Source organism: Streptomyces sp. YGL11-2, assembly GCF_050054615.1.
Lineage (GTDB): Bacteria > Actinomycetota > Actinomycetes > Streptomycetales > Streptomycetaceae > Streptomyces.
Genome location: NZ_JBNHIN010000052.1, coordinates 43269 through 55378, shown reverse-complemented (window position 1 = coordinate 55378; position 12110 = coordinate 43269). Strand labels below are relative to the sequence as shown.

11 protein-coding genes and 1 pseudogene are annotated in these 12110 nt (G+C 71.8%); 9 read left to right on the top strand and 3 right to left on the bottom strand.

Features of this window, described 5'->3' with window-relative positions:
• From ACO1BR_RS36115 to ACO1BR_RS36075, 9 genes and pseudogenes are all read left to right on the top strand, one after another.
• A partial coding sequence (locus ACO1BR_RS36115) for an NAD-binding protein (protein WP_426799343.1) occupies nt 1-557 on the top strand: 557 nt, incomplete at its 5' end.
• An 8-nt stretch (nt 558-565) separates the two neighbouring features.
• Nucleotides 566-1801 carry a thiamine pyrophosphate-binding protein gene (locus ACO1BR_RS36110; protein WP_426799342.1) on the top strand — a complete coding sequence of 412 codons (1236 nt, stop codon included), beginning with the start codon at nt 566-568 and terminating at the stop codon, nt 1799-1801.
• A gap of 205 nt (nt 1802-2006) precedes the next feature.
• Nucleotides 2007-3479 carry a catalase gene (locus tag ACO1BR_RS36105; protein ID WP_426799341.1) on the top strand — a complete coding sequence of 491 codons (1473 nt, stop codon included), beginning with the start codon at nt 2007-2009 and terminating at the stop codon, nt 3477-3479.
• A gap of 516 nt (nt 3480-3995) precedes the next feature.
• On the top strand, nt 3996-4742 hold the full coding sequence (locus ACO1BR_RS36100) for a hypothetical protein (protein WP_426799340.1): 747 nt from the start codon (nt 3996-3998) through the stop codon (nt 4740-4742).
• A gap of 118 nt (nt 4743-4860) precedes the next feature.
• Nucleotides 4861-5457 carry a short chain dehydrogenase gene (locus ACO1BR_RS36095; RefSeq protein ID WP_426799339.1) on the top strand — a complete coding sequence of 199 codons (597 nt, stop codon included), beginning with the start codon at nt 4861-4863 and terminating at the stop codon, nt 5455-5457.
• A 31-nt stretch (nt 5458-5488) separates the two neighbouring features.
• Nucleotides 5489-6067, top strand: a complete 579-nt coding sequence (locus tag ACO1BR_RS36090) for an NAD(P)H-dependent oxidoreductase (RefSeq protein WP_426799338.1) — start codon at nt 5489-5491, stop codon at nt 6065-6067.
• A gap of 41 nt (nt 6068-6108) precedes the next feature.
• Nucleotides 6109-6697 (top strand): annotated as a pseudogene (locus ACO1BR_RS36085) (GNAT family N-acetyltransferase).
• A gap of 7 nt (nt 6698-6704) precedes the next feature.
• On the top strand, nt 6705-7082 hold the full coding sequence (locus ACO1BR_RS36080; protein ID WP_426799337.1) for an MmcQ/YjbR family DNA-binding protein: 378 nt from the start codon (nt 6705-6707) through the stop codon (nt 7080-7082).
• 185 nt (nt 7083-7267) lie between these two features.
• The gene (locus ACO1BR_RS36075) at nt 7268-7408 is read left to right on the top strand and encodes a hypothetical protein (RefSeq protein WP_426799336.1); all 141 of its coding nucleotides are present in this window, start codon (nt 7268-7270) and stop codon (nt 7406-7408) included.
• A gap of 7 nt (nt 7409-7415) precedes the next feature.
• Here ACO1BR_RS36075 and ACO1BR_RS36070 read toward each other — a convergent pair whose 3' ends face one another.
• The 3 genes from ACO1BR_RS36070 to ACO1BR_RS36060 all read right to left on the bottom strand — a co-directional run bounded on the left by ACO1BR_RS36070 (nt 7416) and on the right by ACO1BR_RS36060 (nt 12007).
• Nucleotides 7416-8093 (bottom strand): hypothetical protein, encoded by a 678-nt coding sequence (locus ACO1BR_RS36070; protein ID WP_426799335.1) that lies wholly within the window; start codon nt 8091-8093, stop codon nt 7416-7418.
• 293 nt (nt 8094-8386) lie between these two features.
• Entirely contained in the window at nt 8387-10090 is a 1704-nt protein-coding gene (locus ACO1BR_RS36065) for an AMP-binding protein (RefSeq protein WP_426799334.1), read from the bottom strand.
• A 375-nt stretch (nt 10091-10465) separates the two neighbouring features.
• Nucleotides 10466-12007, bottom strand: coding sequence for an AMP-binding protein (locus ACO1BR_RS36060; protein WP_426799333.1), 1542 nt, complete (start codon nt 12005-12007; stop codon nt 10466-10468).
• Nucleotides 12008-12110 lie beyond the last annotated feature (103 nt).

Here is a 12110-nt window from a genome sequence, read left to right as displayed (position 1 = left end):
CCAAGGGCATCCGCGTCATCGACGCCCCCGTCTCCGGCGGCGAGGCCGGCGCCATCGAAGCCGTCCTGTCCATCATGGTCGGCGGCGAACAGACCGACTTCGACACCGCCAAGCCCATCCTCGAAGCCCTCGGCAAGACCATCGTCCTGTGCGGCCCCCACGGCTCCGGCCAGACCGTCAAGGCCGCCAACCAGCTCATCGTCGCCGTCAACATCCAAGCCTGCGCCGAAGCCGTCGTCTTCCTGGAGAAGTCCGGCGTCGACCTCAACGCCGCCCTCGACGTCCTGAACGCAGGACTCGCCGGCTCCACCGTCCTCACCCGCAAGAAGGACAACTTCCTGCGCCGCGACTTCAAGCCCGGCTTCCGCATCGACCTCCACCACAAGGACATGGGCATCGTCACCGACGCCGCCCGCAACGTCGGCGCCGCCCTCCCCGTCGGCACCGTCGTCGCAAGCCTCGTCGCCTCCCTGCGCGCACAAGGCGACGGCGGCCTCGACCACTCCGCCCTCCTCCGCGGCGTCGAACGCCTCTCCGGACACCCCACCCAGGGCTGATTCCCACCATGGGGGCGCAGCGCATTCCCGCCGTACAGGCGGCCGTTCAGATCATGAAGGACGAGGGCGTCGGCATCGCCTTCGGCTGCCCCGGTGCCGCCCTGCTCCCGCTGTACGCGGCGATGGAGCGGGTCGGCGGGATCGGGCAGCTGTCCGTGCGCCACGAAGAGGGCGCCGTGCACATGGCTGACGGCTGGGCCCGTACGACCGGGAAGGCCGGCGTCGCCGTGGTGGCGGCGGGTCCGGGGGCGGCCCGGCTGATCACCGGACTGCACGCGGCACTGCAGGACGCGGTCCCGCTGGTCTGCATCACCGGGCGGGAGACGACCGGTCCGCGCCGTGCGGGCGGCCCGCCGCGGCACGAGGCGTACCGGCCGCCGGATCTGGTCCGGCTGGCCGGAGCGGTCACCAAGCGTGCCGAGCGGATCGAGGACCCCGCGCGGATCCCGGGCGCTTTCCGTGAGGCGTTCCGGATCGCGCGGGAGGGCCGTCCCGGACCGGTGCTGATCGATGTGCCGGCCGATCTGGCCGCGGCCGAGATCATCTGCGGCCCGGCACCGGCGGGCGGGATCGGGGGCGGCGGTCCGGCCGCGGCGACCGGTGGCCGGTGGCCGGAGTCCGGTGGCGGGCCGGCGCCGGTCGCACCGCCGGACGGTACTGATTCCGGTGCCGTCCCAGTCCCGGCCGGCTGGGCGCTGGCGGAGCTCGCCGAGATCTTCGGCGCGCGGTCGCCGGCGGACACCTCTGCGGACACCTATGTCGTCAGCGGGCTGCCGGAGACGTTCCCCGGCGCCGCCGCCGATCCGCGCCGCCACCGGGTTCCCCGGCGCAGCGGTCCGCCGGGGTGGGAGGTGCCGGCCGCGATCGGGGTGCGGACGGCGCTGGACCACCGGGGCGAGCGGGATGCCGAGGTCGTGGCGGTCGTCGACGGCCGCGGGTTCCCGTTCCTGGCCCAGGAGTTGGCGGCGGCGGCCCGGTACGAAGTGCCGTTCGTCGTGATCATGCTCGGCGGCTCCGAAGAACCCGATCCCTTCACGGATCACCTCAAGCTCGTCGAGGCGTACGGCTGCACCGGCCGCGACGTCCTCGATCCGGCGGAACTCCGCTCGGCGGTCCAGTGGGCCCGCAAGGAAGCCGTCTCCACGCGGCGGCCGGTCCTCGTCGAGGTCCGGGCCGGGCATGCGGCGGGCGCCCGCGGCGACCCCGCGGCCGATCCGGTCCATGAGTTCGCCCACGGGACCTAGAGGCCCCTCCGGGCCCGTGAACACCAGCTTCCGGGCGGTGGCTGCGCTGACACCTGTCCTGTCGCGCCCAGGCGTGGCCGCCGCCCGGAATACCCAGCCCTCGTAACCCAGGATTATTTCAACAAACTGTTGACGTTTGGTCGGAGCTGTTCTTACGCTCCGACATGCGGAAGCCAACTTCCGCGCTCTCGTACGGAAGGTCACCATGTCGAAGCCCACGCGGACGGCGCGCACTCTCACCACGGAGGCTGGCGCCCCCATCGCCGACAACCAGAACTCCGCCACCGCAGGCGTCGGCGGCCCGATCATTCTCCAGGACCAGCACCTCCTGGAGAAGCTCGCGCGCTTCAACCGCGAGCGCATCCCGGAGCGCGTCGTGCACGCCCGCGGCTCCGGCGCATACGGCTACTTCGAGGTGACCGACGACGTCACCGCCTTCACCCGCGCCGACTTCCTCGGGACCGTCGGCAAGCGGACCGAGACGTTCCTCCGCTTCTCGACCGTCGCGGACAGCCTCGGCGGCCCGGACGCGGCCCGCGACCCGCGCGGCTTCGCCCTGAAGTTCTACACCGAAGAGGGCAACTACGACCTCGTCGGCAACAACACCCCGGTGTTCTTCATCAAGGACCCGATCAAGTTCCCCGACTTCATCCACTCCCAGAAGCGCGACCCGTTCACCGGCAAGCAGGAGCCGGACAACGTCTGGGACTTCTGGGCGCACGCCCCCGAGGCCACCCACCAGATCACCTGGCTCATGGGCGACCGCGGCATCCCGGCGTCCTACCGCCACATGAACGGCTACGGTTCGCACACCTACCAGTGGACCAACGCCCAGGGCGAAGCCTTCTTCGTCAAGTACCACTTCAAGACGAACCAGGGCATCCGCTGCCTGAGCGCCGAGCAGGGCGCCGAGCTGGCGGGCAAGGACCCCAACAGCCACCAGACCGACCTGCTCCAGTCCATCGAGCGGGGCGTGTACCCGTCCTGGACGCTCTACGTGCAGATCATGCCGGCGGCCGAGGCGGCCAACTACCGCTTCAACCCGTTCGACCTGACCAAGGTGTGGCCGCACAGCGACTACCCGCTCCAGCGGGTGGGCCGCCTGGTCCTGGACCGCAACCCGGACAACGTCTTCGCCGAGGTCGAGCAGGCCGCCTTCTCGCCGAACAACTTCGTGCCCGGCATCGGCCCGTCCCCGGACAAGATGCTCCAGGGCCGGCTCTTCGCCTACGCGGACGCGCACCGCTACCGCCTGGGCGTCAACCACACCCAGCTGCCGGTCAACGCCCCCAAGGGCACCCAGGCCAACAACTACGGCCGGGACGGCTTCATGGCGTCCAACGCCTACGACCGCCACGCGAAGAACTACGAGCCGAACTCGTACGACGGCCCGGCCCAGACCGACCAGCCGCTCTCCGCGCCGCTGGCCGTCTCCGGCTACGTCGGCACCCACGAGGCCCCGGCCCACTCCAAGGACGACGACTTCTTCCAGGCCGGTGAGCTCTACCGCCTGATGTCCGAGGACGAGAAGAAGCGCCTGGTGGACAACATCGCCGGCGGTCTCTCCCAGGTCGGCCGCGACGACGTGATCGAGAAGAACCTCGCCCACTTCCACGCCGCCGACCAGGACTACGGCAAGCGCGTCGAGGCGCGCGTCCGTGAGCTGCGCGAGGACTGACGGGAGGTCAGACCCCTTGCGCAACCGTACCGGCTGGCCCGTTGAGGGGTGGTCAGCCGGTACGGGGAAGTAGTGCGGAGCTCCGCGGCGTCCCGGGGAGATTCCAGTGCGGTGGCAGGCTCACCCGACAAGGAGGGTGAGCCGTCTCCCCGCCGCGGAGCCCGCCTGCTGTCACCTTCCGCACCCCTCTGCGCCGACTCCGTCCGGCGGTGTGGGGGTACCTCCCAGCAGTGGCTGGGGGAATTGTCCCGTCGCGCCCATCTCTCGCACTGTCGGGCGGGAACCACCGCACAGGGCCCGGAATTCCGTACGGTCACGGATTCCGGGCCCTGTGTGCGTCCGGGGCCGTGGGGAACTCCGCGCCCGCTCCGCGCGCCGCACCCGCCGATACCCCTCTCCAGGCGATACCGACGCACCTCTCCAGGCAATTCGGCCCCCGGCAAAAGGTTTTGGAGGGACGATGGAGCAGAGCAGCAGAGCCGTCTGACTGCGCGCCCGACCTGCCAGGAGCCGACCATGGCCGACAGCGTGCCGGTGCGGTGCCCCGCGTGCCGCCGCGAGAACGCCTTCACCCCGCCCACCTTCCCGTGCGCCTGCGGTGCCCCGCTGACCATGCCGGTGCTCAGAGGCGGGGTACCGGTCGAGATACTGCACCGCACCTGGCAGGCGTCCTGGGTCGAGGTGCGCTGCGAGGTCTGCGGTCGGCAGGACGAGTGGCCGGCGCCGGAGGCCGGCTGTGTGTGCGGCACCGTCGTCCGGGTCCCGATCACTCCCGCGCCCACCCCTCCCCCGCCCAACTTCCCGTCCCCCGGCGGGCCCGACCGGCCCGCGCCCCGTACGCGTGCCGAGGCGGGTCCGCCGCCGGCGCCGCAGCGGCCCGTGTTCCGCCCGGTGACCATCCGCACGGCCCGCGACTGCGTCACCGCCGCCGCCCAGTACCTGAAGTGGTTGGGGTTCGCCGATATCGCCCGGACCCAGGAGCGGACCGCCTCCGGAGTGGATCTCAAGGGCACCGGTGTGGTCGCCCAGGTCGACCCGACGACCCGCTCCACCGGACTGCGCGAGATCGAGTGCGTCTGGCTCAACGGCCTCACCGACGCGGCGATCGCGGTCTTCTTCTCGCTCGCCGGCTATGCCCGCGACGCCCGCTCGCGCGCCGACGACCTGCACATCCCGCTGTTCGTCATGGACCTCACCGGCACCCCGCAGCCGGTCAACGACGCCGCCGACGAGCTGATCACGTACGGGGCGCGGCGGCGCTGAGGGGCGGGAGGCCGGGGCGGCGGTACCGGGCTTCCGGACCGCGGGAACTCCCCGGGATCCGGGGTCCGTTGTCCGTTCCGTGCCGCGGGTGTGCCGGGCGGACGGCAGAATGCTCCCCATGAAGATCATCGTGATCGGGGCGACCGGCACCATCGGCGGTGCCGTCGCCCGAGAGTTGGCGGACCGCGGCCACGACGTCGTCCGCGCCGCCCGCCGCGGCCCGGTCCGGGTGGACCTGACCGACCCGGCCTCCGTGGACGCGCTCTTCGCTTCCGTACGCGACGTCGACGCGGTCGTCTGCTGTGCGGCGAGCGGCCGGCTCACCCCGCTCGACGCGCCGTCGGACGACGACTTCACCACCGGACTGGACGGCAAGCTGCTCGGCCAGGTCCAGCTCACCCGGCGGGCCATCCGGCACGTCCGGGACGGCGGCAGCATCGTCCTCACCAGCGGCGTCTTCACCGAGCCCACGCCGGGCGGGGCGTTCGGCGCCCTGGTCAACGCCGGGCTCGACGCCTTTGTGGCGGCGGCGGCCATCGAGATGCCGCGCGGTCTGCGGCTGTCCGTGGTCCGCCCCGGCTGGGTCTGCGAGACCCTCGCCGGGCTGGGCCTGGACCCGGCCGGCGGCACCCCGGCGGCAGAGGTGGCCCGCCGGTACGCCGACGCCCTGTCCGCCGCACCGGACACCGCCGCCCACCCCATAGCCCCCGCGTAAACCCACGTACCAGCAACGGAGTTGCCCCGTCATGACCACCCTGGTCGTCCTGGCCCACCCCGACCTCGGCGCCTCGCGCACCAACGCGGCACTGGCCGAGGCCGCGCGCACCACCCCCGACGTCCATGTGCACGACCTCTACGCGGCCTGCCCGGACCTGCGGATCAACGTGGCCCGGGAGCAGCAGCTGCTGCTCGCCCACGACAGGGTCGTGCTCCAGTTCCCGTTCTACTGGTACTCGGTCCCGCCGCTGCTCAAAGCCTGGCTCGACGACGTCCTGGAGTACGGCTTCGCCTACGGCTCGCAGGGCACCTCGCTGCACGGCAAGGTGCTCCAGATCGCGACCACGACCGGCGGCCCCGCGGCCGCCTACCGCCCCGACGGCTACAACCGCTTCCCGATCCGCGATCTGCTGCTGCCGTTCGACGCCACCGCGCATCTGACCGGGATGCGGTACGCGGATCCCTTCATCGTGCACGGCACCCGGGTGCTGACCGACGAGCAACTGGCGGACGAGGCCGACCGCTACCGCCGGCTGCTGCTGGAGAAGACCGACGAGCCGGCCGGGGACGGGGCGCCGGAGGAGGGCGAGGCGGTCCCCGCCGGCTGAATCCACTGGATCGGGCGGCCGGGACCGGCGACACTGACCTCGTGATCATCCGTGTCCCGGCCCCGGCCGACCTGCCCGCGCTCCGCGCCGTCGAACGCGCCGCCGGCCAACTTCCCCCATGCCTCAAGGGCATGGGAGGTACCCCCATCGCGATCTGGGCATGGCACGGATCGCGGACGACGAACCGCCGCCGCTGGCACTGCTGACGGAGTATCAGCGCGCCGGCCGGGCGCTCGCCGCGTACGACACGGACCGCCCCGGCGCGCGGCCGGTCGGGTATCTCCTCTGGGACCCGGTCGACGGCTGCACCCATGTCGAGCAGGTCTCGGTCCACCCGGACCGGGCCCGGCGGGGCATCGGCCGGGCCCTGATCGACCGGGCCATGGGGGTACCTCCCCTGCCCTTGAGGCAAGGGGGAAAGACGGCGGACGGCCCGCCCTGACCCTGACCACCTTCGCCGAAGTGCCGTGGAACGCGCCGTACTACACCCGGCTCGGCTTCCGGGCGCTGGCCGACAGCGAGCTCACCCCCGGTCTGCGGGCCCTCCGCGCCCACGAAGCGGAACTGGGCCTGGACCGCTGGCCGCGGGTCTGCATGCGGCGGGAGGCCGGGTCGGGGCCGCGGACATAATGACCGCATGATCGACGCGAAAGCCCTCCGCTCCTTCTGCCTCGACTTCAACGGCGCGACGGAGGAGTTCCCGTTCCCCCGGCACCCGGAGGTCTCGACGTTCAAGGTCGGCGGCAAGATCTTCGCGCTGACGACGCTGGACGCGCGGCCGCTGACCGTCAGCCTCAAGTGCGACCCGGAGCTTGCCGAGCGGCTGCGGGCGGCACACACGGAGGTGGTGCCCGGCTACCACCTCAACAAGCGCCACTGGAACACCGTTTCGCTGACCGGCGACCTCTCCGACCGGCTCGTCCGGGACATGGTCGAGGACTCCTACGACCTGGTCGTCGCCTCGCTCCCCCGTGCCCAGCGGCTGCTGCTCGACTGGCCGGGCGAACGCCGCTGACCGTCGCCAACTCCGCTGTCCCGCCCATCGCTTGACCTCTGCCCCGTCGCCACCGTCGCCCTGGCGGATGGCTGCTGCACGCAGGAGAGCTGCACGCGGGAGACGCGTACTTCCACCACCGGGAGATCGCCGCGGATGCCCCGCAGCCGCATCCCCTGCTGGATCCGGTCCAGCTGGACGCCCAGGTGGACGAGAAGCTGCGGATCGCCCACCAGGAGCGGCTGCGGGACATCGCGACACGCGCAGCGGCCGGGGAACCGGTGACGGCCCTCAAGGCACACGACCCGTGGGACTACCTCCGGCTCAGCGGCGCCACCGCGCGCTGACGGGTCATCAGCCCTGCGGCGGCAGTTCGGCGCGGATGCCGCCCTGGGCGGTGGCCGGGGCCAGGGTGGCGTAGCGGCCGTCGACGGCACCGTTGCCGGCGTACTCGGCGGTGTAGCCGCCCCTGAGCACGGCGGCACCGGAGCGCGGCTTGTCCGCGGTGCAGGACGCCCGCCCGGCGGCGTCCGTCCTGGCCACGCACAGCACCTTGCCGGTGGTGTCCTTGAAGGTGATGGTCGCGTTCCAGACGGCGTCCTGCGGACCGGCGTTCCGGGCCCGCGCCAGGGTGGCGTGCAGCCCGATGACCTTGAGCGGCTTCGTCGACAGGGTGGCCTTGCCGGCGGTCAGCCGGGTGGCCATCTCCGGTACGGCGGCGGCCGGTTCGCACAGCCCCCGCGACCAGTCGAAGAGTCCGCCGGGGGCGCAGGTCACACGCCCCTCCTCGGTCGCCACGCGGTGGGTGACGGGATCGCAGCGGTAGAAGGCGGCGGCGCTGTCGGCGTCCACCACCGTCGGCGCCACGGTCGCCTCGTCGACACCGCTCGCACAGCCGGCGGTGAGCACCTCGCGGGTGGGGCCGTCCGGGCTGCCGGGCTGGATGACATCGGCGTAGGCGGGGGCGGCGAAGCTCCCCAGAGCGGCGGCCACGGCGGCGGCAGTGGTCGCCCAACGAGCAATACGGGTCATGGAATTCCCCTCTTGACCGGATTCCTGGCAGGATTTCCGGCCTGGTTGTCGGCCTGGTGTTTGGCCTGTTTCGCGGCCCGGCCCCCGGCCGGATGCGGCCGAACGAGCCAGGTCAGGACCCTATCGACCGCACCGCCCGGCGCCGACGGCACCCCCGCCGGCGCGCCGCGGCCCGGCCGGAGAACATTCCCCTGAACACCCCGCCGGGAGGCCCTCGTTACCGATCCGGAGCACCCGTACGCCGCAGCCGACGCGACCCCCGAAGGGCCGCGCCGGCCCACCCGGTCAGCCGGTCACGCCTTCCCCGCCCGGCCCAGCCTGCCCGCCCGGCGCGGGGCCCGTTCCGCCTCCGGCGGCCGCTGCGCCTCCCCCAGCCGCCGGGCCAGCTGCTCCCGGAGTTCGATCTTGCGGACCTTGCCGCTGACCGTCATGGGGAAGGCGTCGACGATCTCCAGATAGCGCGGCACCTTGAAGTGCGCGAGCCGGGAGCGGCAGTAGCGGGCCAACTCGTCGCGGGTGAGCGGGTCTTCGGGGTTGCGGAGGATGACGCAGGCGGCGATCTCCTCGCCGTACTTCTCGTCCGGGACGCCGATGATCTGGACGTCGGCGATCTTGGGGTGCGAGTAGAGGAACTCCTCGATCTCCCGCGGGTAGACGTTCTCACCGCCCCTGATGATCATGTCCTTGATGCGGCCGACGATCCGGACGTAACCGTCGTCGTTCATCACCGCGAGATCGCCGGTGTGCATCCACCGGGCCGGGTCGATGACCTCGGCGGTGCGCTGTGGCTCCTCCCAGTAGCCGAGCATCACGCTGTAGCCGCGGGTGCACAGTTCGCCCGGGGTGCCGCGCGCCACGGTCACCCCGCTCGCCGGGTCGACGACCTTGACCTCGATGTGCGGCAGCACCCGCCCGACGGTCGCGGTGCGGTGCTCCAGGTCGTCGCCCCGCCGGGTCTGGGTGGAGACCGGCGAGGTCTCGGTCATCCCGTAGCAGATGGACACCTCCGGCATGTGCATCTCGGTGAGCACCCGCTTCATCACCTCCTCCGGACACGGCGAGCCGGCCATGATGCCGGTGCGGAGGGAGGAGAGGTCGTAGTCGGCGAAGTCCGGCAGGTTCAGCTCGGCGATGAACATGGTGGGGACGCCGTAGAGCGCGGTGCAGCGCTCGTCCTGGACGGCCCGGAGGGTGGCGGCGGCGTCGAAGGCGGGCGCCGGGATGACGATGCAGCCGCCGTGCGAGGTGATGCCGAGGTTGCCCATCACCATGCCGAAGCAGTGGTAGAAGGGCACCGGCAGGCACACCCGGTCGTGCTCGGTGTACGCGATGGTCTCGGCGACCCAGTAGCCGTTGTTGAGGATGTTGTGGTGCGAGAGGGTGGCGCCCTTGGGGAAGCCGGTGGTGCCGGAGGTGTACTGGATGTTGACCGGGTCGTCGGCGGTCAGCGCCTTCTCGCACTCGGCGAGCCGGGTGTGCGGTACGGCCGCTCCGGCGGCCAGCAGCCCGCCCCAGGTCGGGTCGCCGATGTACACCACATCGCGCAGCGTCGGGCACTCGGCCCGCACCTGCTCGATCATCCGCCGGTAGTCGCTCGCCTTGTGCGCGACGGCGGAGACCAGCACGCTGACCCCGGCCTGCTGGAGCACATACGCCAACTCGTGTACGCGGTAGGCCGGGTTGACGTTCACGAGGATCGCGCCGAGCCGCGCGGTGGCGTACTGGACGAGGACCCACTCGGCGCAGTTGGGCGCCCAGATGCCCACCCGGTCGCCCTTGCCCACCCCCTTGGCGAGCAGCCCGAGCGCCACCTCGTCGACCGCCCGACCCAGTTCCGCGTACGTCCAGCGGCGGCCCCCGGCCACCTCGACCAGCGCCTCGCGGTCCCCGAAGCGGGCGATGGTCCGGGCCAGATCGGCCCCGATGGTCCGGCCGAGCAGCGGACGGTCCGCCGCCCCGCTCGCGTACGACAGCTCGGTCTGCGGCTGGCTGCTCATCGCTGGTTCTCCTTCCGGTACGCTCCGCCCTCCCGGGGCACCCCGTCCGACACATCCACCCATGCGGTCATCCACCACTCCCAGAAGCCCGACGTCAGCCGTTGCTGCACTACACCCGCAAGGCTGCCCACTGGAGAGGACGCGTCACTCCAGGAACATCCACTACGCGCCGGGTACAGCATGGCGTCCCAGATGCCCGAAAGGCCCCTGACTCGCCCGCCCTTTCGCACCGCGGAGGCCGGTTCGCCCGGGGCGGCACACCGCCCGCCGACCGCCTACCCACAACCTCAGGCAACGCTCCACCGCTCAACGGGCCGCGTCCCGACCCCTGTTGAGGGACCGGGACGCTTACGGGCACGACCCATCGGACAGGCCCTAGTTGACCTCTCGCGCAAGCCCCGACCAGTACGGCCGGCGGAGCTTGAACTTCTGGATCTTCCCGGTGGCCGTGCGGGGGATGGAGTCGCGGAACTCCACGGACGTCGGGGCCTTGTAGCCGGCCATGCGCTGTTTGCAGTGGGCGATGATGTCGGACTCCTGGGCCGTGGCGCCCTCGGCGAGGACGACGAGGGCCTTGATCGTCTCGCCCCACTTCTCGTGCGGTACGCCGATGACGGCGACCTCGGCGACCGCCGGGTGGCTGAAGATCACGTCCTCCACCTCGATCGACGAGACGTTCTCACCGCCGGTGATGATGACGTCCTTCTTCCGGTCGGAGATCGTCAGATGGCCGTCGTCGGGGTCGAGGATGCCGCCGTCGCCGGTGTGGAACCAGCCGTCGGCCAGCGCCTCCGCCGTCTCCTCGGGCTTCTCCCAGTAGCCGTCCAGCACCGTGTTCGAGCGGGCCAGCACCTCGCCGGAGTCGGAGACCTTCAGCTTGACGCCGAGGGCGGGCAGGCCCGCCCGGGAGAGCCTGCGGGCGCGCTCCTCGGCGGGCAGGTCCGCGTCGGCCGGCCGGGTGCGGTTGAAGGTGAGCAGCGGCGAGGTCTCGGTCAGGCCGTAGAGCTGGGTGAACTCCCAGCCCAGTTCCTCCTCCACGCGCCGGATGGTCCTGGTCGGCGGCGGGGCGCCCGCGCAGATCAGCCGTACCCGGTCCCGTCCCGGGATCTCGCCCTCCCAGTGCGCCGCCGCGTCCAGGACCATGTTCCACACCGCGGGCGCGCCGCACATCAGCGTGACGCCGTGCTCGTCGACCCGCCGGAGGATCTCGGCGCCGTCGACCTTTCGCAGTGCCACCTGCTTCACGCCGAGGCCGGCCGCCACGTACGGCATTCCCCAGCCGTTGCAGTGGAACATCGGCAGCGTGTGCAGGTACACATCACCCTCCCACACCCGGGTGTGCAGACCGAAGGTCATGCCGTTGACCCAGATGTTGCGGTGGGTCAGCTGGACGCCCTTGGGGCGGGCGGTGGTGCCCGAGGTGTAGTTGATGGTCGCGGTGGCGTCCTCGTCCGGGTCCGACCAGGGGCGCGGCTCGACGCCGAACCGCATCACGTCGGTGTCGGTCTGCTCACCGAGGACGAAGCGGTGGCGCGCCTTGACGCCGGACAGCGCATCGTCCAGTTCCGGGTCGACGAGGAGGACGGCGGAACCGCTCTGCCGGACGACGTAGTCGACCTCGTCGGGCTTGAGGCGGAAGTTGACGGGGACACAGATGCGGCCGCTCATCGGCACCGCGAACAGCAGCTCCAGCATGCGTGCGGAGTTGTGGCTCGCGACGGCCACCCGCTCTCCCTCGCCGACCCCGAGCGCGTCCAGCCCCGCCTGCCAGGCGCGGACGCGTTCGGCGAACCGCCCGTAGGTCGACTCGGGCACCGGCGGGGCGGGTTGATGCGGCTCGTCGACCACGCCCGGGCTGTCCCGGAACCCCAGCTCGGCCCGGTCGAGGAAGTCCGCGATCGTCATCGGTGTCCGCATGTTCTCTCCTGTATCCCGAACAAACTCGTGTCACGGCCGAGCGGCCGTCCGCGCTGTCCTCATCATCGCCGCAGCGCCTGCTGCCATCGTGTAATCAGTGGCG

Excerpts from the sequence above, each read along its gene's own strand:
- ACO1BR_RS36105 (WP_426799341.1), top strand. The coding sequence starts at position 2,007 with ATGTCGAAGCCCACGCGGACGGCGCGCACTCTCACCACGGAGGCTGGC.
- ACO1BR_RS36070 (WP_426799335.1), bottom strand. The coding sequence starts at position 8,093 with ATGACCCGTATTGCTCGTTGGGCGACCACTGCCGCCGCCGTGGCCGCC.
- ACO1BR_RS36110 (WP_426799342.1), top strand. The coding sequence starts at position 566 with ATGGGGGCGCAGCGCATTCCCGCCGTACAGGCGGCCGTTCAGATCATG.
- ACO1BR_RS36095 (WP_426799339.1), top strand. The coding sequence starts at position 4,861 with ATGAAGATCATCGTGATCGGGGCGACCGGCACCATCGGCGGTGCCGTC.
- ACO1BR_RS36080 (WP_426799337.1), top strand. The coding sequence starts at position 6,705 with ATGATCGACGCGAAAGCCCTCCGCTCCTTCTGCCTCGACTTCAACGGC.
- ACO1BR_RS36090 (WP_426799338.1), top strand. The coding sequence starts at position 5,489 with ATGACCACCCTGGTCGTCCTGGCCCACCCCGACCTCGGCGCCTCGCGC.
- ACO1BR_RS36060 (WP_426799333.1), bottom strand. The coding sequence starts at position 12,007 with ATGCGGACACCGATGACGATCGCGGACTTCCTCGACCGGGCCGAGCTG.
- ACO1BR_RS36065 (WP_426799334.1), bottom strand. The coding sequence starts at position 10,090 with ATGAGCAGCCAGCCGCAGACCGAGCTGTCGTACGCGAGCGGGGCGGCG.
- ACO1BR_RS36100 (WP_426799340.1), top strand. The coding sequence starts at position 3,996 with ATGGCCGACAGCGTGCCGGTGCGGTGCCCCGCGTGCCGCCGCGAGAAC.